General features: G+C 69.3%; 17 protein-coding genes. 4 read left to right on the forward strand and 13 right to left on the reverse strand.

Annotation, left to right across the window (positions count from 1 at the left end; all coding sequences use genetic code 11):
- Positions 1–152: 152 nt before the first annotated feature.
- Both EV379_RS00125 and EV379_RS00130 read left to right on the forward strand, forming a co-directional pair.
- Positions 153–2,303: an ATP-dependent Clp protease ATP-binding subunit gene (locus tag EV379_RS00125; RefSeq protein ID WP_130504366.1), complete on the forward strand. Its 2,151-nt coding sequence runs from the start codon at positions 153–155 to the stop codon at positions 2,301–2,303.
- Positions 2,304–2,446: 143 nt separating this feature from the next.
- Positions 2,447–3,496: a zinc-dependent alcohol dehydrogenase family protein gene (locus EV379_RS00130; protein WP_130504367.1), complete on the forward strand. Its 1,050-nt coding sequence runs from the start codon at positions 2,447–2,449 to the stop codon at positions 3,494–3,496.
- Between the two features lie 15 nt (positions 3,497–3,511).
- Here the strand turns inward: EV379_RS00130 and EV379_RS00135 are convergent, their stop codons facing one another.
- Genes EV379_RS00135 through EV379_RS00160 form a run of 6 tightly spaced genes read right to left on the reverse strand, consistent with a single transcriptional unit; the run spans position 3,512 to position 6,458 of the window.
- The gene (locus EV379_RS00135; RefSeq protein ID WP_130504368.1) at positions 3,512–4,039 is read right to left on the reverse strand and encodes a GNAT family N-acetyltransferase; all 528 of its coding nucleotides are present in this window, start codon (positions 4,037–4,039) and stop codon (positions 3,512–3,514) included.
- Between the two features lie 24 nt (positions 4,040–4,063).
- Positions 4,064–4,600: a phage tail protein gene (locus EV379_RS00140; RefSeq protein ID WP_130504369.1), complete on the reverse strand. Its 537-nt coding sequence runs from the start codon at positions 4,598–4,600 to the stop codon at positions 4,064–4,066.
- A gap of 36 nt (positions 4,601–4,636) precedes the next feature.
- On the reverse strand, positions 4,637–5,140 hold the full coding sequence (locus EV379_RS00145; protein WP_130504370.1) for a phage tail protein: 504 nt from the start codon (positions 5,138–5,140) through the stop codon (positions 4,637–4,639).
- 51 nt (positions 5,141–5,191) lie between these two features.
- Positions 5,192–5,713, reverse strand: a complete 522-nt coding sequence (locus EV379_RS00150; protein WP_130504371.1) for a phage tail protein — start codon at positions 5,711–5,713, stop codon at positions 5,192–5,194.
- 2 nt (positions 5,714–5,715) lie between these two features.
- A complete protein-coding gene (locus EV379_RS00155; RefSeq protein WP_130504372.1) occupies positions 5,716–6,015 on the reverse strand; it encodes a DUF6916 family protein in 300 nt (99 codons plus the stop codon).
- A complete protein-coding gene (locus EV379_RS00160) occupies positions 6,012–6,458 on the reverse strand; it encodes a DUF6916 family protein (protein WP_130504373.1) in 447 nt (148 codons plus the stop codon). Before EV379_RS00160 ends, EV379_RS00155 begins: the two co-directional genes overlap by 4 nt.
- 212 nt (positions 6,459–6,670) lie before the next feature.
- Between EV379_RS00160 and EV379_RS00165 the strand changes: the two genes are divergently transcribed.
- Positions 6,671–12,286, forward strand: coding sequence for a beta strand repeat-containing protein (locus EV379_RS00165; RefSeq protein WP_130504374.1), 5,616 nt, complete (start codon positions 6,671–6,673; stop codon positions 12,284–12,286).
- Positions 12,287–12,384: 98 nt separating this feature from the next.
- Here EV379_RS00165 and EV379_RS00170 read toward each other — a convergent pair whose 3' ends face one another.
- From EV379_RS00170 to EV379_RS00190, 5 genes are all read right to left on the reverse strand, one after another.
- Positions 12,385–12,975, reverse strand: coding sequence for a nitroreductase family protein (locus EV379_RS00170; RefSeq protein ID WP_130504375.1), 591 nt, complete (start codon positions 12,973–12,975; stop codon positions 12,385–12,387).
- 144 nt (positions 12,976–13,119) lie between these two features.
- Entirely contained in the window at positions 13,120–14,193 is a 1,074-nt protein-coding gene (locus tag EV379_RS00175) for a threonine aldolase family protein (RefSeq protein WP_130504376.1), read from the reverse strand.
- A 321-nt stretch (positions 14,194–14,514) separates the two neighbouring features.
- Positions 14,515–15,657 carry an ABC transporter permease gene (locus EV379_RS00180; protein WP_130504377.1) on the reverse strand — a complete coding sequence of 381 codons (1,143 nt, stop codon included), beginning with the start codon at positions 15,655–15,657 and terminating at the stop codon, positions 14,515–14,517.
- On the reverse strand, positions 15,657–16,553 hold the full coding sequence (locus tag EV379_RS00185; RefSeq protein ID WP_130504378.1) for an ABC transporter ATP-binding protein: 897 nt from the start codon (positions 16,551–16,553) through the stop codon (positions 15,657–15,659). The genes EV379_RS00180 and EV379_RS00185 overlap by 1 nt, the downstream gene beginning before the upstream one ends.
- A gap of 248 nt (positions 16,554–16,801) precedes the next feature.
- Entirely contained in the window at positions 16,802–18,550 is a 1,749-nt protein-coding gene (locus EV379_RS00190; protein WP_130504379.1) for a long-chain-fatty-acid--CoA ligase, read from the reverse strand.
- A gap of 139 nt (positions 18,551–18,689) precedes the next feature.
- Between EV379_RS00190 and EV379_RS00195 the strand changes: the two genes are divergently transcribed.
- On the forward strand, positions 18,690–20,021 hold the full coding sequence (locus EV379_RS00195; protein ID WP_130504380.1) for an MFS transporter: 1,332 nt from the start codon (positions 18,690–18,692) through the stop codon (positions 20,019–20,021).
- Here the strand turns inward: EV379_RS00195 and EV379_RS00200 are convergent.
- Both EV379_RS00200 and EV379_RS00205 read right to left on the reverse strand, forming a co-directional pair.
- Entirely contained in the window at positions 19,999–20,751 is a 753-nt protein-coding gene (locus tag EV379_RS00200) for a response regulator (protein ID WP_130504381.1), read from the reverse strand. The two genes, EV379_RS00195 and EV379_RS00200, sit on opposite strands and share 23 nt — an antisense overlap.
- Positions 20,744–22,261, reverse strand: a complete 1,518-nt coding sequence (locus EV379_RS00205) for a sensor histidine kinase (protein ID WP_130504382.1) — start codon at positions 22,259–22,261, stop codon at positions 20,744–20,746. Before EV379_RS00205 ends, EV379_RS00200 begins: the two co-directional genes overlap by 8 nt.
- Positions 22,262–22,362 lie beyond the last annotated feature (101 nt).

Genomic DNA, 22,362 nt, shown 5'->3' on the forward strand with positions numbered 1-22,362 from the left:
GGCGCCTTTCGCGTACAGCCGACTCCCAGCCACCTGCCTTTCGCCTGCGTCCACAATTTGGTAAACTTGAGTCACATCGACTCAAGTTTCATCGACCGTCAGCCGCCGATGCGGCATCCGACGGTCGAGCAGTGCACGGAAAGGAACACACAATGCAGCCAGGCCAACAGCCACCCCAGGAAGACGCCAAGAGCGCCCTCGAACAGTACGGCGTTGACCTGACCGCGATCGCGGCGAGCGGCAAGCTCGACCCCGTGATCGGGCGGGACGCCGAGATCCGCCGGCTCAGCCAGGTGCTGACCCGGCGCACCAAGAACAATCCCGTGCTCATCGGTGAACCGGGCGTCGGCAAGACCGCCGTCGTCGAGGGCCTCGCCCAGCGCATCGTCGCCGGCGACGTCGCCGACTCGCTCAAGGGCAAGCGACTCGTCTCGCTCGACCTCAGCGCGCTCGTGGCCGGCGCCATGTACCGCGGCCAGTTCGAGGAGCGGCTGAAGAGTGTGCTCAAGGAGATCAACGAGTCCGACGGTGAGATCATCACCTTCGTCGACGAGCTGCACACCCTGATGGGTGCAGGCGGCGGCGAGGGCTCGGTCGCGGCCTCCAACATGCTCAAGCCGATGCTCGCCCGCGGTGAGCTGCGCCTGATCGGCGCGACCACGCTCAACGAGTACCGCGAGTTCATCGAGAAGGATGCCGCCCTCGAACGCCGCTTCCAGCAGGTGTTCGTCGGCGAGCCGAGTGTCGAAGACACCGTGGCGATCCTCCGCGGGCTGAAGGGTGCGTACGAGGCGCACCACGGAGTGACGATCAGCGACGGCGCACTCGTTGCCGCGGCATCCCTCAGCAACCGGTACATCACCTCGCGCCAGCTTCCAGACAAGGCGATCGACCTCGTCGACGAGGCGATGAGCCGACTCAAGATGGAGATCGACTCCTCCCCGGTTGAGATCGACCAGCTGCAGCGCCAGGTCGCGCGGATGAAGATCGAGGAGCTCGCCCTCAAGAAGGAGAAGGACGACGCCTCAAAGGAGCGCCTGACCAAGCTGCGCGAGGAACTCGCGGAGAAGAGTGCGGAGCTGGGCGTGCTCGAGGCCAGGTGGGCCCGCGAGAAGGCATCGCTGACGGCCGTCGGTGACCTCAAGAAGCAACTCGACGAGGCCACCCGCGCCCGTGACCGTGCGATGCGCGAGGCCGACTACACCGAGGCGTCCAAGCTCGAGTACACGACGATCAAGCAGCTGCAGGAGCGGCTGGCGGCAGCGGAGCAGGCCGAGAACGACCCGATCGAAGACCGCATGGTCAACGAGGAGGTCACCGAGGAAGACATCGCAGCGGTCATCGCCGCGTGGACTGGAATCCCCGTCGGCCGCCTGCTGCAGGGCGAGACCGAGAAGCTGCTGCACCTCGAGAACGAGCTCGGCAAGCGCCTGATCGGCCAGAAGAAGGCCGTCGCCGCGGTGTCGGATGCCGTGCGCCGAACGCGTGCCGGAATCTCCGACCCCGACCGTCCAACCGGCTCGTTCCTGTTCCTCGGCCCGACCGGCGTCGGCAAGACGGAGCTCGCCAAGGCTTTGGCCGAGTTCCTCTTCGACGACGAGAAGGCGATGATCCGCATCGACATGTCCGAGTACGGCGAGAAGCACACCGTTTCGCGTCTCGTCGGCGCCCCTCCCGGCTACGTCGGCTACGAGCAGGGTGGACAGCTGACGGAGGCCGTGCGGCGGCGCCCGTACTCGGTGATCCTGCTCGACGAGGTCGAGAAGGCGCACCCGGAGGTCTTCGACGTGCTGCTGCAGGTGCTCGACGACGGTCGGCTCACCGACGGTCAGGGCCGCACGGTCGACTTCCGCAACGTCATCCTGATTCTCACCTCGAACCTCGGTTCGCACTTCCTCGTTGACCCGTCGTTGACCTGGAACGAGAAGGAGACGGCGGTGCAGCAGTTGGTGCGCCAGGCCTTCAAGCCCGAGTTCGTCAACCGACTCGACGACATCGTCGTGTTCTCGGCGCTCTCGCAGGAGGAGCTCGGCGAGATCGTTGAGCTCTACATCGACCGACTGTCGAAGCGGCTCGCCAGCCGCAGGCTCACGCTGGCGGTGACGCCGGACGCCAGGCGCTGGCTGGCCGAACGTGGCTACGACCCGATCTACGGGGCGCGACCGCTGCGGCGGCTCATGCAGCACGAGATCGACGACCGGCTCGCGAACGCGCTGCTCGGCGGCGCCGTGCGAGACGGCGACCTCGTGCGGGTCGACCTCGCGGCGGACGGCGACAGCCTCACCGTCGGCTCTACGGTATAGCAGCGAACACCAGACGTGGCCGTCCCGGATGCCGGGGCGGCCACGTCCGCGTTCCCCACTCCACGGCGGCTGAGCGAGGAACGAGCGAAGCCCTGATGCCCTGGATTCGGCCACTGTGCCGCGCGCAAGCGTAGGCTCGTTCCATGCGCGCAACAGTGATCCACGGTGAACGAGACATCCGCCTCGACGAAGTGCCCGACCCGGTGCTGGCTCTGCCGACCGACGCCATCGTGCGGGTCGTCGCCGCCTGCGTCTGCGGCTCCGACCTCTGGCCGTACCGCGGCGTCACGCCCACCCACGAGCCGCGCCGCATCGGCCACGAATTCGTCGGCATCGTCGAGGAGGTCGGCGGCGCCGTCACCGCGGTCAAGCCACGTGACTTCGTGATCGCCCCCTTTTATCACTGCGACTTCAGCTGCGCGAACTGCCGGAACGGCGTCAGCACCTCCTGCCTGCACGGCGGCTGGTGGGGCGCCACCGACGAGTCCGGCCACTTCGTGGACGGAGCACAGGGCGAGTTCGTGCGGGTGCCGAACGCCGATGGCACCCTCGTTGCGACCCCGTCGCTTCCGGATGCCGCGCTCGTGCCGAGCCTGCTGACACTGGCCGATGTCATGGGCACCGGCCACCACGCCGCCGTCTCGGCCGGCGTCACCCCCGGCAGCACCGTCGCGGTCGTCGGTGATGGCGCCGTCGGCCTGTGCGCCGTGATCGCGGCGAAGCGCCTCGGCGCCGCCCGCGTGATCGCGATGTCACGGCATCCCGAACGGCAGGCCCTGGCCCTCGAATTCGGGGCGACCGACATCGTCGAGGAGCGCGGCGACGAGGGCATCGCGCGCATCCAGGAGCTGACCGACGGCATTGGCGCCGACTACGTGCTCGAGTGCGTCGGCACCAAGGAGTCGATGGACCAGGCGATCCGCTCCACCCGCCCCGGCGGCATGGTCGGCTACGTCGGCGCCCCCAACGGCGGCCCTGAGCTGCCGGTGCGCCCGCTGTTCAACCGCAACGTCGGTGTCAACGGCGGCGTCGCTCCCGTGCGCAACTACATCGACGAACTGCTGCCGGAGGTGCTGGCCGGCGTGATCGAGCCCGGCCGTGTCTTCGACGTCGAGCTGCCGCTCAGCGAGGTCGCCGAGGCGTACGCCGCCATGGACGAGCGTCGGGCGACCAAGGTGCTGCTGCGGCCGTAGCGGACACCCGCTCCGCTAGGCCGACTCCGAGCGCTCGGATTGCCGGGCGCGCCGCATCACCAGATGCGAGTCCTCGGGCGAGCCGGCAGCGTCGACGAAGCACAGGTGGCGGTAGAGGCGGTGCGCGGCACGGTTCTGTCTGAGCAGGCTCAGCGTGACCGGCACGTCGTCCGCGTCCACTCGGCGGAGCAGCTCGATGAGCGCCGCTGTGCCATGCCCCGCGTTCCGATGCGCGGCAAGGACCGCAATGTCGACGATGCGCACGCGCTCCGGCAGCCAGTGAACCAGCAGACGCCCGACCGGCATGCCTCCGTCGGGCGCCGGCGAGAGGATGATGAGGCTGTCCGCCTCCGGGTAGAGGCGCTCGTACTGCGTGCTCTGCGCCGCCCACTGCATCGAGAGGAAGAGCTCCCGGACGCCGTCGTCAGGCAGCGCAGCAAGCTCCGCTTCGCGGCTCTCCGCGAAGAGATCCCTGAGCAGCCCGGTGTCGTCCGGCGAGGCTGCCCGGAGCACGGAGACGCCAACGGGTCGGCGGTCAGTCACGGTGCCAGGTGCTCGATCGGGCCGCTATGGGCGTGGAGGGAAGACGCCCTGCAGTGCGATGGCGAAGTAGAGCGTGAGGTAGGGCGGCATGTTGTTGTGCGGCTGATCGTCGCCGGCGGACGAGAGGCCGGCTGGGCTGAGCTTGGTGATGCCGGGGGCGTTTTGTTCGGCGTAGCTACGTTCCTGCGCACGCCCGTAGCGTGGCGCCGCAAGCATTCTGCCCTCCGCCGAGTTCGAGGTTCCGGAGATGGGAAGCGCGTTCAGTGCGTGCCCGTGCGCGGGGATCTCCGATTCGAGAAGCGTCACGGTCTGCCGGCCGCCCTGCTCGCCGAGAGAGCGGAGGCTCAACCCCGGGCCTTGCCCTGGGTGCATCGGAAAGGAGCCGTTCAGGTTCGGAAGAGCGAAGGTGGTCTTGCCGTCACCGCCATAGGTGGTTCCGAGCAGCGAGAACAGGGCGGTGTTCTGCGACAGCGGCAGCAGCTGACCGTCGCACCACGCCCACCCTTGGGGCGCGAAGTTGAACGGGAACATGCGAATCTCGGCGACGAACGGATCGGCCATGCTGGTGTCCTTTGGATCGAGAGGTGGGTCGCCCAGCTAGTTGCGGCTGGGGAAAATGCCTACAAGCGCTATGCAGAAGTTGAGGGTGAGATACGGCGCCATGTTGAGGTGCGCCTGGCTGCCACCCGTGTGGCCGCTCGACTCCGCGGCCATCGCGACGACACCTCCGGAGCCGGGTGCGGCAAAAGCCGGCTTGCCCGGACTGGCCAGTAGCTTGCCGGCGGCCGTGAGCGTGGATGCCGTCGCGGCGACGTTGACGCTGTGGCTGTGTCGGGGGAGCTCGTTGACGCTCAGCGTGTGTGCTTCTTCGCCGCCCCTCTCTCCGAGGTCGTGTCCGTTGCCGACGTGCAGTGGTGAACGGCCACGCAGGTCAGGAAGGGCGAAGTTCGTCTGCCCGTTGCCGCCGTATGTCGTGCCGAGGAGTGAGAACAGCGCCTGATTCTGATTGATCGGCAAGAACTGACCGTCGCACAGAGCCCAGCCCTTGGGCGGGAAGCCGAAGCTGAAGAGACGGATCTCGGACAAGAAGGGCTCAGCCATGACGTGCCTCTCTGGCGGGTGCGAAGACTTCGGACAGCTCGGACATCTCGATCATGTCTGTGAGGGGAAGAGGCCGAACAGCGAGATGATGAAGCTCACGGCCAGGAACGGCGGCATGTTGTCGTGCGGCTGGTTCCCACCGGTCGCGGCCACGGCCGTCGGCGACAACGCAACCGGGGCGCCGGGCGCCGGGGCGACAGGCGTTGTCGCGTATGGGGTGTCCGCCCACGTTGCGAGCACATTGCCCTGCGGGCTGGCGCTTGTTCCCGAGGCGGCCGCAGCCAGCGTGGGGTGGCGGTGAGCGGGAATCTGCTGGCTGCTGAGTGTGACCTCTTCAGCGCCGCCGGTTTCGGCCAGAATGTGTCCACCGCTGCTCTGATGCAGGGGAAGCCGGCCCTGCATATTCGGCAGGGCGAATGTCGACTGGCCATCCCCGCCATAGGTGGTGCCGATCAAGTTGAACAGCGTCTCGTTCTCGGAGATCGGCAGCAGTTGGCCGTCGCAGAACATCCACCCGGCCGGGGCGAAGTTGCCCGCGAACATGCGGATCTCGCCGACATAGGGTTGCGCCATCGTCAGGCCTCCAGACTGTTGAAGCTCGCGGTGTACTCGGTCCCGGCGGCATCCGCACGCGAGGGTACGAGGAAGAGGTGCAGCGTGCCGAGCCCCGGATGCCGCAGCTCGAAGATCCCTTGTTCGCGCACCGTGTCGTCGCCACGGAAGCCGAGGGAGAACGAGGAATAGCCCCCGGAGCGGAGCTCATCGCTGCACGTGATCAACGTCAGAGGGGTGCGCACTCCTGCGCTGTCGGCGGCGTCGAAAACGTCACCGACGACCCGGAGGAAGTCGGCGTGGGACGGCAGCTCCTGGCTCATACGAGTCGGTTGACGAGTGCTTGAAGCTGCCGCCGTTTGCCTGCGCCGATCGGCGACGCGAAAAGCAGTGCGGCCGGAACGCTGGGGTGGGTGATCTCGTAGACGTCCTGGGCTGGCAACGCCGTGCCCTGCACCGAGAAGATCAGGTTGAAGCGATTCTCGTCCTCCGTGCCGATGGCGGGAGGCACATCATCGATCTCGGTGAGTGTCAGCGCGAGGGCGGCGCCGTTCGCCGTGGCGACGAACGTCTCCCCTTCGTGTCCGGCGAAGTGTGAGCGGAGCGGCAGCTCCGCGGCAGCGGCCGGCGTGAAGACCGGGAGCGCGGCAGCGGGAGGGGTGGGCGCGCCACCCGCGACGGCCGGCGTCGCGAATGCGCCTACGGCGACGGCTCCGACCGCGCCGGCGCCGAAAGCCATCACGGTCCGGCGAGAAACCTCAAGCATGGAGCTCCCTGGTCAGACTGTGGACGTCGTTCATTCTCGCCCCTGCCGGCGATGTCGCGCACGGCGGGAGTCACCCCAATTCGGGGACCTCGCGGCGCAGCGGAACACCGACTATGTTAACGCTGCTGGACACCGTCCATCTTTCGACGCCGGGGGGCGTGTCGTGCCCTTTCCCTAGCCTGGCCCCGATCCCAGAAAGCGCTGACACGCATATGATTCCGACCCCTACCGTCGGCCATTCTGTTCGCTCGCGCGCGTACCGCGCACTCGCCCTCGCGACGGTTGTCACGCTCGCTATCGGCGGGGCCGTCGTCGGCGTTGCCGCGCCGGCCGTCGCCGCGCCCGCAGCGTGGACGGTGACGAGCACGGAGGACAACGGCAACCCGGCATCCTGCACCAACCCAGCGATCACCGTGCCAATCGAACCCACGCTGCGCGACGCGGTGTGCGCCGCCAACAACCGTGGCGCCGACTCCACCACGATCACCCTGCAGGCTGGCAACTACCAGCTCAGCGCCGGCAACGGCTCGCTCCTGCTCGGAAAGAACAGCGGCTCGAACATCACCCTGCAGGGCCCGTCCGATCGCAGCGCGAAGATCATCGGCGACGGCCAGACCTCCGTCCTCGTGCTCGACCCCGACCTCGTCGGCGGAGTGACGACGACGATCACGGGAATCACCATCACCGGTGGCGTCGGCAACGCCTTCGGTGGCGGAGGCATCCTCGGCGGTTCGGCCGGAGCGGGCGGCTCAGGAGACACGCTCACCATCACCAACAGCACCATCACGGACAGCCGGGCGAACACCACCGGCTCCGCGACGAACGCCCCGGGCGGCGGCATTCAATTCATCGGCGGTCAGCTCAGCATCTCCGACTCGACGATCAGCGACAACGACTCCGGCACCAGCGGTGGCGGCGGTGTCGCCTACGCCGCGACGGAGGTCGTCAACCAGAAGTTCCTGGTGAGCAACACCGTGTTCAGCGGCAACTCGGCCCGCTCGAATGACATCGCGGCGATCGGCGGTGGCGCGATCGAATTCAGCGCCGGCCAGTCCCCGACGGCCGTCGAGGCGAAGATCACCGACAGCACCTTCTCTGCCAACACCGTGGCGGGCGCGGCCGGCAAGCCCGCGCGCGGCGGCGCCATCCTGCAGAACAGCGGAACGCTGGAGATCACGGGCACCCGCTTCGCGGCCAACACCATCACCGGTGCCGCCCCGGCAGCCGGCGCCGCGATCCACGTCGCCGGTGGCACGCTGAACGCACACTTCAATAGCTTCATCGGCAACACGGGCACCAACGCGAATGCCGTCGTTGACGGCGACGGAACGACAGGCGGCATCGTCGTCAATGCCGAGAACAACTGGTGGAACTGCAATCGGCTCGCCGTCGGCGCAACCGGCTGCGACACGGCATCCGCCGGCGTCACGGCCGAGCCCTCGCTCGCGCTCTCTGTCTCGGCGAACCCCGTGCTGATTCCGCTCGGCTCGAGCACCGCCGTGCTCACCGCCTCGGTGCTGAAGAACTCCACGGGCGGCGTGATCAGCCCCGCGTCGCTCCGGATCTTCAGCGACGCCACCGTGGCCTGGTCCGGCGTGCTTCCGAACGGCGCCACGATCTCGGCATCCAGCACGCCCCTGACCGGGGGGACGGCGAACACATCATTCGACGCGCATGCGCTGCGCGGCCCGGCATCCGTCACCGCGGGCCTCGGGAACGCGAAGGCGGTCGCGAGCTTCGGCATGGCGAAGGTGCCCGAATTCCCGGGTCTCGTGAACCTCGACGCGACGATCGGTGTTCCTGTCTCCGCCACCGTCAGAAGCGACGGCTACCCCTTCCCAGCGCTCACCGTCTCCGGTGTCGCGCTGCCGGCCGGCTTGACGTTCGTCGACAACGGCAACGGCACTGCAACCATCAGCGGCACGCCGAGCGCGACCGGCATCACGAACACCTCGCTGACCGCCGTGAACTCGGTCGGCACCACGCCGCAGGCGTACACCGTGACGGTACGGCAGCCTGTGGCATTCACCTCGGCGCCCGCCGCCACGTTCACGGTCGACCAGCCGGGAACGCACACGATTTCGACGACGGGCTTCCCGCTGAGCGCCCTCGTCACGAGCGGCGCCGCCCTGCCGGGGGGCGTGAGCGTCACGGGCGGAGCGGCCGGGCAGGCCACCGCCCTGCTCAGCGGCACCCCGGCTGCCGGAAGCGGCGGCGTGTATGCCCTGAGCTTCACTCGCAACAACGGCCGCGATGCCGACGTGGCGCAGAACTTCACCCTGACGGTGAACGAGAAGCCGGCGTTCAGCAGCCCGCCGAGCGGGGCGCTGCATGTCGGCGACGCGACGAACCTGAGCTTCGCGGCGGGCGGCGGCTACCCCAACGACGCGAAGGTCACGCTCGCGGGTGCGCTGCCTGCTGGCGTCACCACGGTCGTCGACCCGGAGCGCGGGGTCACAGGGCTGCAGGGAACCCCGGATGCCGGGGCCGGCGGCGTGTACACGATCACGCTCACCGCCACGAACAGCGCGGGGCTCAGCGTGCCCCAGACGGTGACGCTCACCGTGAACGAGGACGCGTACATCTCGGTGGAGCCCGGCGATGCCGCCGTGCTCGTCGGTAACACGGCCAGCTTCACGGTCGGCGTCGGCGGCTACCCCGCGCCGAGCGGGGTGTGGCAGCGATCGACCAACAACGGGCTGAGCTGGACCGACCTCCTCGAGACCGGGCCGACGCTGACCGTCGCGACGAGCCAGGCCGACAACGGTTCGGTCTACCGCTACTTCGTCACCCTCGCTGCGAAGAGCCGCGCGGCGCTGCTGACCGTCGGCACCGGGCCCGTGATCGGCAGTGCTGGAGCCGCGAGCTGGGCCGTGGACAGCGCGGAGCACTCGTTCGACGTCTTCGCGAGCGGCATCCCCGACGCAACGATCACCGTCACCCCGACGGCGCCGGCCACCGTGCCCGGCTGGCTCAGCGTGGGCACGAGCGAGGGCGGCCGGCTGACGATCTCCGGAACCCCGCCCGTCGGTGCTGGCGGCGTCTACGTCTTCGACGTCGCGGCCAGCAACGTCTTCGGTACAACGGCGGCGAGCACGCTGAGCATCACCGTGCTGGAAGCACCTGTGATCAACGCACCGTCCGGTCTCTCGCTCGAGGGGGGTACCCCCATGAGCAGCCTCAGTGTCACGGCGAGCGGCGGTTACCCCGTGTCGGCGTCGCTCGAGCTTGACCCGAGCAGCACGATCCCCGCCGGAGTGAACGTTGCTCCGGGTGGCAACGATGATGCATTCACCCTCAGCGGCACCCCGACGGTCGGCGGAGATTACGTCCTGACCTTCACGGCGAAGAACTCCCCGACCGGACCGGCCTCGACCGTGCAGCTCCCCATTCGGGTTACGACGGCGCCGATCATCACCGCACCCAACGCAATTGAGCTTGCGCTCGGCGGCAGCGATTTCGCGCAGATCACCGTGACCCCCGGGTTCCCCACGGCAACCACCATGGGACTGATCGGCGCCCCATCGGGCTTCAGCCTGACGGGGTCCGCACCCGACAGCTACCGGCTCGCGGCCGACGCGACAGTCGCGGCCGGCGATTACAGCTTCCAGCTGCGGGCATGGAACGGGGTGTTGGCCTCCACGAAGAACATCAGCGTGACCGTACGGCAGGCGCCCGCCGTCACCGTGCAACCACTGCCGCAGACGGTGACGGCCGGTGCCATGGCAACCTTCACAGCCACCGCCAGCGCCGCCGTGCCGTCGACAGGAACGATGACAGCGCAGTGGCAGCGCTCGGGTGACGGATCCACCTGGACCGATGTTCCCGGCGGCACGCTGAACGCCGGCGTTGCCTCGCTGAGCTTCACGGCGACACAGCTGATGAGCGGTGCGCAGTACCGGGTCGTCGTCACCGACGGCGCGAGCGCGACGAGCGCCGCGGCGACGCTGACCGTCGGCACGCCTCCGCAGCTGACGAGCGCGGCATCCGCCCCGTTTGAGGTCGGCATCGCCGGCAGCGTCACGGTGACAGCAACGGGAACGCCGACGCCAGCCATCTCCGCCGGCGGCCTTCCGGCCGGCCTCGGCTTCGTCGACAACGGCAACGGAATCGCGACCATCTCCGGCACACCGGAACCGGGCACCGGCGGCACCCACACGGTGACGATCGGGGCAGCGAACGGCTTCGGGGTTGATGCCGCCCAGCCGCTGGACGTGGTGATCGCGGAGAAGCCCGCGATCACCTCGGCAAGCACCGCGACGGCACCGGCCGGTGCGCCACTCTCGTTCACCGTGACGAGCAGCGCGGGATACCCGGGTGCCGTCACGCTGGCCCTGGGCGGCACGCTGCCCACCGGTGTCAGCTACGTCGACAACGGCGACGGCACCGCGACGATCGCCGGAACGCCCGCCGCCGCGACCGGGGGCGACTACGCGCTCACCCTGACGGCGACGAACGGTGCGGGATCGAGCGCCCAGAGCTTCACGCTGACCGTGACGGAGGACCCCGCGATCACCTCGGCGGATGCCGCGACGATCGGTGTCGGCTCCGCGGCGACATTCACGGTGACGAGCAGCCCCGGCCACTCGGGCGCCGTCACCCTGACAGAGGGCGGCGCGTTGCCGGCCGGCGTCACATTCACCGACAACGGCGACGGCACCGCGACGTTCGGCGGCGCGGCGGCGGTCGGTACAGGCGGGGCATACCCGCTGACGCTGACGGCGACGAATGGCACAGGCTCCAGCGCCCAGTCGTTCACGCTGACGGTGACAGAGGACCCGGCGATCACCTCCGCGGATGCCGCGACCATCACGGTGGGCGACCCGGCGACCGTCACCGTGACGAGCAGCCCCGGCTACTCGGGGGCAGTGGAGCTGAGCGTGACGGGCGCGCTGCCGAAGGGCGTCACCTTCACCGACAACGGTGATGGGACGGCCGTGCTTGGCGGAACCCCGAAGGCCGGCAGCGGCGGCGACTACGCGCTCGCGCTGAAGGTGAAGAACGCCTCGGGTGCGGTCACCCAGGCGTTCGCGCTGACGGTGACAGAGAAGCCGGCGATCGGCAGCGCGGATTCCGTGCTCGTCAAACGGGGCGTGCTGAGCAGCTTCGCGGTCACCACCGACGGTGGATTCCCTCACGCCATCACGCTCGCCATCACCGGAGCCCTGCCGGACGGCCTCAGCTTCAGCGATGCCGGTGACGGCACGGCCAGCATCCGTGGAACGACGACGGCGCCCGCTGGCGACTACCCCGTGACGCTGACGGCAACGAATGCCGCCGGTCTGAGGACGACGCAGACGCTGACCGTCACGCTCGAGGAGCTGCCCGTCGTGATGCCGCCCGCGACGGTCCCCGGAGGGAGCGGAGCGCTCGAGGGTGTCCCGGCTGACGCCACGCCAGGCACAACGCTCGACGTCAGCGCATTCGGCTTCGCCCCTGACTCGCCCGTCGTCTTCTCGATCTACTCGAGCCCGACTGTGCTGGCGACGGTGACCGCGGATGCCGCAGGGGTCGCACGCGCGACGGTCACGATCCCGGCAGGCTACTCCGGCACGCACTCGATCGTGGCGTCGGGGACGTCGCCGACGGGCAACGTGCTGTTCATGCGCAGCGATGTCACGGTCACCGCGGATGACGGGGGCACCGACCCGGGCGGCAACCCTGGTGGAACCCCGGGCGGCGAGAAGCCGGCGACCGGAGCAGGGCTGCCAGCGAGCGGCTTCGACGGCGGGGCGCTGTTCACCGCGGCGCTCGCGCTCCTGCTGATCGGCGGGGCCGTGGTGGTCACCGCTGTGCTGCGCAGACGCCGCACGCGCACCGGCGACTGACACAGCGCCCACGGGCCCGGATACAGTGCAGGGGCCCGGTGAAATCACCGGGCCCCTGCACTTATCGCGGGCCCGCGCCGGGCGTCCGCAGCGAGCGACTAGTCGTTCAGCAGCACGATCTCGTCGAGGGCGAGGCGCTGACGCGGGGCGATCTCGCGCTCGCGCAGGGCGTCGGGCAGGGCGGCGGCGTCGCCGAGCTTGCCGATCGTCATGACCGAGGTCGGAACGAAGCGCTCCTCGAGCTCAAACGCTGCGCTGATCGCGTCGCGGTCGAAGCCACCCATCTGGTGCACGTGCAGTCCCTCGGCGTGCGCCTGCACGCTGAGGTGGGCGACGGCCTGGCCGAGGTCGTACTGCGCCCACGGAGTCGGCTTGCCGTCGGCGTCGGCGACGATCGCGACGTTCACGACGAGGGCGGCCGCGCTTCCGGCCCAGGCCTGGTTGAAGCCCATCAGTGCGTTGGCGATGGTGTCGAAGGTCGCGGTGCCACGGCGGGCGATGATGAAGCGCCACGGCTGCGAGTTGTTCGCGCTCGGTGCCCAGCGGGCCGCCTCGAACACGCCGGCGAGTGCACCGGGCTCCAGCACGGCGTCCGGGTCGAAGGCGCGCGGGCTCCAGCGCTCGGCGAGAACGTCGAGCACGGGGGCGCTGGTCTGGGCGGTACGGGGGGCGGCGTCAAGCAGCGTCATGAGATTCCTTGCAGTGAGGTGGTTGAGAGTGCGCCACAACACTGGGGCATCGGAGGGTGAAACGCGCTTGTGCCCGCGACTATTCCGCGTGCGCGGAATGTGGTGGGCGGATGCCGGCGGCACCGGCATCCGCCCCGCGATCCGTTACCGGGCAGCGAGCTCGCGCTTCACCGCGGCGACGAAGGTGTCGATGTCGGACTCGGTGGTGTCGAAGCCGCACATCCAGCGCACCTCGTTCTTCGCGGCATCCCAGTCGTAGAAGCGGAAGCTTTCGCGCAGGGTGTCGGCGACGCCGTCGGGCAGCACGGCGAAGACGGCGTTGGACTCGGTGGGCTGCGAGAAGCCGAGGCCGGTGATCGAGCCGTCGGCGATGCCGGCCTCGAGTGCGCCGCGGAGTCGGGCGGCCATGGCGTTGGCGTTGGAGGCGTTGCGCAGGTAGAGGTCGTTCTCGAGCAGTGCGATGAGCTGCGCCGAGACGAAGCGCATCTTCGACGAGAGCTGCATGTTCATCTTGCGCAGGTACTTGAGGCCGGTCGACGCCTCGGGGTTCAGCACGACGATGGATTCGCCGAACAGCATCCCGTTCTTGGTGCCGCCGAAGCTCAGCACATCGACGCCGGCATCCGTGGTGAAGGCCCGCAGCGGCTGGCCAAGTGCGGCGGCGGCGTTGGAGATGCGCGCGCCGTCCATGTGCAACTTCATGCCGAGCTTGTGGGTGTGCTCGGCGATCGCGGTGACCTCGGCCACCGAGTACGCGGTGCCGAGCTCGGTGGTCTGGGTGATCGAGACGACGCCGGGCTGCGCGCGGTGCTCGTCGCCCCAGCCCCAGGCTTCCTTGTCGATGAGCTCGGGGGTGAGCTTGCCGTCCGGTGTCTCGACGGTGAGCAGCTTGATGCCGCCGATGCGCTCGGGGGCGCCGTTCTCGTCGCTGTGGATGTGGGCGGTGCTCGTGCAGATGACCGCGCCCCAGCGCGGCAGCATCGACTGCAGTCCGGTGACGTTCGCGCCGGTGCCGTTGAACACCGGGAAGGCCTGCACGCCGTCGCCGAAGTGGGAGGCGAAGACCTGCTGCAGCTTCTCGGTGTAGACGTCGTCGCCGTAGGCGATCTGGTGGCCACCGTTGGCCGCGGCGATGGCCGCCATGATCTCGGGGTGCACGCCCGAGTAGTTGTCGGACGCGAAGCCGCGGGAGTCAAGGTCATGCAGAGTGTCAGTCACCGCTCTAGTCTGGCACCGCGACATCCAGCGATTTCGTGCGCCACACGCACACTTCGTGCCTGATCGCCCGCCCCGCGCCACTCTTCCCCGCTCCGAGGTCGTTCACCCTTCGCGCTCCGAGGTCGTTCACCCCTCCCGCTGGTTGAGCCTGTCGAAACCTCACGAGCGGATGTCGACAGGCTCAATCAACGGAGGTCAGGCACTATCGACGGAGGTCAGGCGCTATCGACGGAGGTCTGGCTCAATCAACGACAGACGGGCAGACACAGAGGGGCGGATGCCGCGTGCTGCGGCATCCGCCCCTTCCCCCGGGCCGAGGCGTTACCCCTTGAGTGCCTCGGCCAGCTTGACCCTGGCGCCGAGACGCAGCAGGGAGTTGCTGTAGATGCGCGAGCCGAGTGCCAGCACGAGCACCGTCGTCGCCACCAGGATCGCGAGCGAGAGCAGCGGCTCCCACCACTCGGCCGTGCCGAGGAACACACGCATCGGCATGCCGACCGGCGCTGAGAACGGCACGTAGCTCATGATGCCGAGCACGAGCGGGTTGTCGTTGAAGAGAATGACGAGGAAGTACGGCAGCATCACGAGCATTGTCACCGGCGAGGTGACGGAGCCGATGTCTTCGGCGCGGGAGACCATCGACGCCGTCGCCGCGAACAGGGCGGAGAGCATGACGAAGCCGACGGCGAAGAACACGATGAACCAGATCACCGACGCGCCAAGGGTGCCGAGCAGCACCTTCTGACTCGTCACGACCATGCCGAGGATGGCGAGCACCGCGATGGCCACGATCTGCAGGAATGCCATCGCGCTGTTGCCGACTACCTTGCCGGCGAGCAGCGCGCGCACCGGTATCGTCGACATCAGGATCTCGACGATGCGGGTCTGCTTCTCCTCGACGACACTCGATGCGATGGTCGAACCGAAGGTGATCGCCGACATGAAGAAGACCAGCCCAAAGCCGAGCGCGACGAGGTAGATCAGGAACGAGTCCTGGCTCGCCTGCTCGAGCAGCACGACCTCCGGCCGGATGCTGAGCGCTCCGACGACGTCGCCGGGGGGCTGGTCGAGCCCGATCACGGTGACGGGGTTCGCGGCATCCGCGGCCTCGCTGGGCACGACGATCGCGCTGACCTCGCCGTCGCGGAGCATCTGCTCCGCGTCCTCGCGCGAATCGGCCGTGACGCCCTCGAGCCCCTCGGCCTGGGCGATGGCGGCGCTCGCGGCATCGGCGGAGGTTCCGATCAGGGCCACCTTGGTCTGGTCGGGGTTCTGGCTGACGAGACCGCCGATCACCACGGAGGCGAGCACGGCGAGCATGAGGATGCCGGTCGAGATCAGGAACGCCTTGCTGCGCAGGCGCATGGTGATCTCGCGGCCGGCGACGAGGCCGACGCTGTGCGCGAAGCTGGGCGTGCCGCGGTCGGCGGCGCCGCGCGGTGGGGTGCTCTGGTGCGTGCTCATCAGCGGATGACCTCTCGGAAGACCTGGGCAAGGGAGGGTTCGTGCGGGCCGAAGCTCACCAGCTCGCCGCTGGCCACGGCGCGGGTCAGCACGGCGGCGCGGGCGTCGTCGCCGGCCTCGAACAGGGCGTAGCCGCCGTCGAAGTCGATCACCGTGACGCCGGGCACATCGCGCACCCAGCCGGCGTCGCCTCCAGCACGAGAGCCGCCGAGCAGCAGCTCGTGCCGGGAGGAGCCGTGCTCGCGGCGCAGACCCTCGACCGAGCCGTTGGCGCGAATCTCGCCGTCGGCGATGATCACGAGGTCGTCGCAGAGCCGCTCAACGATGTCGAGCTGGTGCGAGCTGAAGAGCACGGGGGCCCCGGATGCCGCGTGCGACTGCAGCACGCCGAGAACCACGTCGACCGCCATGGGGTCGAGTCCGCTGAACGGCTCGTCGAGCACGAGCACCTCGGGCTCGTGCACCAGTGCGGCCGCGATCTGGGCGCGCTGCTGGTTGCCGAGCGAGAGGCTCTCGACCGTGTCGTTCGCGCGCTCGCCGAGGCCGAGCTGCTCCAGCAGCGCCGCGGCGTTGCGATTCGCGGCGGCCGAGGTGAAGCCGTGCAAGCGGGCCAGATAGACGAGCTGCTCCTGCACCTTCATCTTCGGATAGAGGCCGCGCTCCTCCGGCATGTAGCCGAAGCGGCGGCGGTCGGCCGCAGTCAGGAGCGTGCCGTCGAGGCTGACGCTGCCGGCATCCGGGGCCAGGACGCCGAGGATGATGCGCATCGTCGTGGTCTTGCCCGCGCCGTTGCCGCCGACGAAACCCGTCATGCGGCCGTGGCCGACGGTGAAGCTGACGTCCGTGAGCACGGCGCGATCGCCGTAGCTCTTGTTGACGTTCTGGATCTCTAACACTGAGTGCACCTTTCGCTGCTGTGCACTCAGGCTACGAGGAGCGACCTCGTGCCGGCATCCGCCGTGCGGAGGGTTTCCGCTCTCCGCCGCGCGGTCGAGAGGCGACGCTGGTCGCGCGCGTCGTGCGCGGGCGGCGGGGACGCCCTCTCGTCAGGTACCGGATGCTCGAGAGTGCAGAAATTGCGCTGGATCCGACGTATTCAGCGCAATTTCTGCACTCTCGCGGGCGGATGCCGGTGCGCCCGCAGCTACTTGCCGATGATCTGCTGCTGCACCTGGCGCCGGAGCACCTTGCCGATGAGGGAGCGGGGCAGCTCGTCGACCTGCACGAAGCGGCGCGGAACCTTGTACGGCGTGAGGCAGGTCTTCGCAAAGGTGCGGAGCGCGTCGGGGTCGAGCTCGACGCCGGGCGCGAGCACCACGGCGGCGGTGACGACCTCGGAGCCATCGGCATCCGGGGCGCCGACGACGGCGATGTCGAGCACATCCGGGTGGGCGAGCAGCGCCCCCTCGACCTCGGTGGGCGAGACGTTGAAGCCTCCGGTGACGATGAGCTCCTTGGCCCGGTCGACGATGGAGATGAAGCCGTCGGCGGAGACCGTGACGATGTCGCCGGTGCGCAGCCAGGGGCCGCTACCCGCGGCATCCGCGGTGTCCAGAGGATCGACGGAATCCGCAACGACGTCGGCGCCGAGCAGCGCCTCCGCGCTCTCGCTCGGCCGGTTCCAGTAGCCGGAGAAGACCTGGGGACCGCGCACGAGGAGCTCGCCGGCCTCGTCGAAGCCGCGCTGCACTCCCGGCCGTTCCGGGTCGACGACGCGGATCTCGATGTTCGGCAGCGGCAGCCCGACGGTGCCGGCGCGCCGGTTGGCGGCCACCGGGTTCACCGCGATGATCGGCGAGGACTCGGTCATGCCGTAGCCCTCGACGAGCAGGCTCTCCGTGCCCGCCTCCCAGCGTTCGACGAGCGCGGGCGGCAGGGCCATGGCGCCGGAAATGGCGAAACGGATGCTGGCGAGGCTCACGCCAGCGGCGTCGGCGGCCGTGAGCATCCGGTCGTAGATCGGCGGGACGGCCGGCAGGAAGGTCGGCGGATTGTGCCGCGCCGCCTTGAGCACGAGCTCAGGATCGAACGCCGGGAACAGCACGAGACGCGCCCCCATGCTCATCGCGGAGGTGATGCAGAGGGTGAGCCCGAAGGCGTGGAACATCGGAAGCACGCCGTAGAACACCTCGGCGCCCGGTTTCGGGCCGGGCAGCCAGGCCTGGCCCTGCAACGAGTTGACGAGCAGATTGCGGTGGCTGAGCACTGCGCCCTTGGGCGTGCCCGTTGTTCCGCTCGTGTACTGCAGCAGCGCGACGTCGTCCGCCTGCGGGCGCGGGTGCTCGGCGGCGATGGGGCCGCTCTTGAGCAGGCTCGCCCAGACGACGGCACCCGGAGCCGGGTGGCCGAGCGTCAGCTTCGCGCGGCCCGTGCGGGCGGCGGCGACCGGCATCCGGAGCTTGGCCCGCATGCCGAACGGCATGGCACGGGTCACGTCGACGGCGACGACCGTCTCGACGCCCATGGCCGACGGGAAGTCGGCGATGGTGGCGGCGAGTTTGTCCCAGACGATGGCGATGCTGGCGCCGTGGTCCTCGAACTGGTGCAGCAGCTCGCGGGGCGTGTACAGCGGGTTGTGCTCGACCACGATGGCGCCGAGGCGCAGTACGGCGTAGAAGGCGATGATGTGCTGCGGACAGTTCGGCAGCACGATGGCCACCCGGTCGCCGGCCGAGACGCCGAGCCGGCGCAGGCCCTCCGCCGCACGGTCGATGGCGGCGCCGAGCTCGCGGTAACTCGTGGTCGCGCCGAAGAACTCGAGCGCGACGTGGTTCGCGTATGTCGTGGCCGAGGCCTCGATCACGTCGACGAGGGAGTCGTCCGGCACGTCGATGAGGTGCGGGACTCCGGGGGAGTACGAGGAGAGCCAGGGCTTGTCGGCGAAAACGCTCATCGGGCGGCTCCGCGGCTGAGCGAGTGCATCATGCCTCCAGTCTTACATTGCCCGCACCGCGCCGGTGCTGGCGCGCGCCGAGAATCGGGAGGATCATGTCTCTCGTGTCCTCATCAACCCGCCTTTCGGGCGCGGCACCATGAACACCGCCGCCCGCCGCATCCAGCGCATCTACCTCGGCCTCACGCTGGGCAACACGCTTGCCGCCTCCTTCATCTGGGGCGTCAACACGCTCTTCCTGCTGGATGCCGGGCTCAGCTCGCTCGAGGCCTTCGCCGCCAACGCGTTCTTCACGGCCGGCATGGTGTTGTTCGAGGTGCCGACTGGCGTCGTGGCGGACAGCTGGGGCCGCCGCGCCTCGTTCCTGCTCGGAACGATCACCCTCGCCGTCTCCACCTACCTGTACTACCTGATGTGGCAGCTGCACGCCCCATTCTGGGCGTGGGCGGTCATCTCGGTGCTGCTCGGTCTCGGCTTCACCTTTTTCTCCGGGGCCGTCGAGGCGTGGCTCGTCGACGCCCTGCGCTTCTCGGGCTACGAGGGCGGACTCGAGGCCGTGTTCGGCCGCGGCCAGATCGTCGCCGGGGTCGCCATGCTCGTCGGCTCGGTGGCCGGCGGTGTGATCGCCCAGGCGACAAACCTCGGCGTGCCCTTCCTCCTGCGCGTCGGTGTGCTGATGGTGATGTTCGTCGTCGCGTTCGCGCTGATGCGTGACATCGGCTTCACGCCGGAGCGTTCCGTGCACCCGCTGCGCGCGACCAAGGAACTGCTCGTCGCCTCCATCGATGGCGGGCTCAAGAAGCCGCCCGTTCGTTACATCATGCTCGCGGCGCCGTTCACCGCCGGCGTCGGCATCTACGTCTTCTACGCGCTGCAGCCCTATCTGCTCGAGCTCTTCGGTGATCCGAAGGCCTACGCGATCGCCGGGCTCGCGGCGGCCCTCGTTGCCGCCTCGCAGGTGCTCGGCGGCTGGCTCGCCCCGCGTGTCCGGGCGCTGTTCCGCAAGCGGACGACCGTGCTGATCCTCAGCGTCGTCGTCAGCGTGGTGATCCTGGTCTCGCTCGGCATCAACCGCGTGTTCTGGCTCGCGCTCGTGCTGCTGGCCGTGTGGGGTGTCGTCGCCGCGGCGGCCGGACCGGTGCGCCAGGCCTACCTCAACGACATGATCCCGTCGAAGCAGCGGGCGACCGTGTTGAGCTTCGACTCGCTGATGGCCTCAAGCGGCGGCGTGGTCGTGCAGCCCGTGCTCGGGCGCTCGGCCGACCTCTACGGCTACCCGGCCTCGCTGGCGTTCGCCGGCCTGATCGAGGCCATCGCCATCCCGTTCCTGATCGCGAGCCGCCGTCAGCATGCCCCGGCCGATGTGGCGAGCGATGCGGGCGTGGCCACGGCGGTTCCGGATGCCGCGGCCGGCGGCCCAGCGGATGCCGGAGCGAGTGACCAGGCCCCTAGGCCCGATGGGCAGCCGTGATCCCGTGCTCGTAGGCGAAGATCACGGCCTGAATGCGGTCGCGGAGCCCGAGCTTCATCAACACCTTGGACACGTGGGTCTTCACCGTGGACTCGCCCACGTAGAGCCGGCCCGCGATCTCGGCGTTGGAGAGGCCGCAGGCGAGGAGTTGCAGCACCTCGGCCTCCCGCTCGGTCAGCGTCGCGAGCGCGGTGTCTCCGGTGGGCTGCGGGATGTCGAGAGGCTCACTCAGCGGCGAGACCGGCTCAATCAGCGGGCGTTCGTCGGTTGGGCCTGTCGAAACCCCGGCGGTCGCCGCGGCGATCACGTGCCGCGTGACATCCGGCGACAGCAGCGCGTCGCCGCGGGCGAGCACCTGCACGGCGTTGACGAGCTCCTCCGGTGAGGCGTTCTTCAGCAGGAAGCCGCTCGCGCCGCTCTGCAGGGCGCTGAACAGGTAGTCCTCGCGGTTGAAGGTGGTCAGCACGAGCACGCTCGCGGCGAGCGTCGGGTCGGCGACGATGAGCCGGGTGGCCTCAAGGCCGTCCATGCCGGGCATTTGAACGTCCATGCAGATGACGTCCGGCGTGAGTGCGCGCGCCTGCGCGACGGCCTGTTCGCCGTTGCCGGCCTCGCCGACGACCTCGATGCCGGGTTCTGACTCCAGGATGATCCGGAAGCCGGCGCGCATGAGCTGCTGATCGTCGACGATCAGCACGCGGATGTCGGCAGGGCTCGGTGACTCAGACATTCTCGGTGCTCTCGGTTGTGGTGATCTCGGCAGGCTCAATCAGCGGGTGTGTGGGCGCGTCTGCGGAAACCGCGTTGGTTGCGCCTGTGGGAACCGCGCCGGGATCGCCTGCGGAGACCCCGTTGGTTGAGCTCGGCACGCCCTGGGCCTGAGCCTGGGGAAGCGGCGAAGCCACGGCTGCCGGCAGCGGGAAACGGGCCCGCACGCGGTAGCCGCCGCGGGGGCGCGGGCCGAGTTCGATCGTCCCGCCGACGGCCGCGACACGCTCCCGCATCCCCAGCTGGCCGAGCCCTGACCCGACGGCGCCGCGCCGCTGCGCGCTGGCGCCGACTCCGGTGTCGCTCACCTCGAGCTCCACCGCGTCTGGCAGGTAGCGCACCCGCACATCAGCCGTCGCCGCACCGCCGGCGTGCTTGCGCGTGTTGGTCAGTGCCTCCTGAGCGACCCGGTACACGCTGAGGCTGATGCCGCCGGGCAGCGTGCGGGCGTCGCCGATGACGCTGAGCGTCGCGGGGAGGCCGTTGCCTGCGGCATCCGCCACCAGATCGGCCACCTGCTCGACGCCGCGCGTGCTGTTGTCGAGATGGGCCGGCACCGTGCCGGTCTCCGTCTGTTCAGAGCGCAGGGCACCGAGCAGCAGCTGCAACTCCTCGACCGCGCTGCGGGCATTCTGTTCGATCATGCTGAGCGCTGCGCTGGCCTGGGCCGGGTCGCGGTCGAGCACACGGCGGGCGGCCCCGGCCTGCACGCCCATCACGGAGACGTGGTGGGCGACGACGTCGTGCAGCTCGCGTGCGATGCGCACCCGCTCGAGGGCAACGGCCTGCTGCTGGGTGCGTTCCCGCTCCTCGGCGAGCTCCACCGTGCGCTGCTCGAGGAGCGCCCTGGCGCGCGCCGAGCGGTATGCGGCCTCGCCGAAGAACCACGCCCCACCGAAGTAGAGCAGGTTGGTCATGACGTTGATCAGGCCGTAAGCGAGGTAGGGCGAGAGCGCGCCGTCGCGGGGCAGCTCAGGCAGGTAATCCTGCACGGCGGAGTAGAAGATGAGCTGCCAGAAGACCCAGGCAAGCATGCCGGAGACGATGATGGCGCGCACCACGGTTGCGACACGGCGGCTTCGGCCCCAGGCCCCGACCGAGTAGATCGCGACGAAGAGGGAGATCTGGCTGAACAGCATCTCGCCGGTCTCGAACACGAAGGCGACGGTGAACGCCAGCGAGGCCACGATCGCGACCGCCTCCGGCCACCGCCGGCGGAACGCGAGCGGCAGCGTCATCGCGATGACCCAGAGCGTTGACTGCCAGCCGGCGGTGTCCTCGTAGGTTCCCGTCACCCGGAACAGCACCAGGCTGATCGTCGTCGCGACGGCCAGGACGAGTGCCAGCAGCAGGTCGTTGCGGTAGCCGGTGCGGCCGGGACGCGGGCGCACCCACTCCTCGCCGGGCAGGGGTGCCGCCGAGTTCGCCCTGGCTGCCCCGCTCGGCGCGGTCGTGGCGGTGCTGTCACTCATGCCTCAACGCTAGCGGGGCGGATTCCGCCGCGAATCCGCCGCGCGGGGGATTCCGACCGTGCGGCATCCTGACCGGTGGATGGCTCGTGAACAGGGATTTT

It is taken from the genome of Microterricola gilva (assembly GCF_004217495.1).
In the GTDB taxonomy this organism is placed as follows: Bacteria; Actinomycetota; Actinomycetes; order Actinomycetales; family Microbacteriaceae; genus Microterricola; species Microterricola gilva.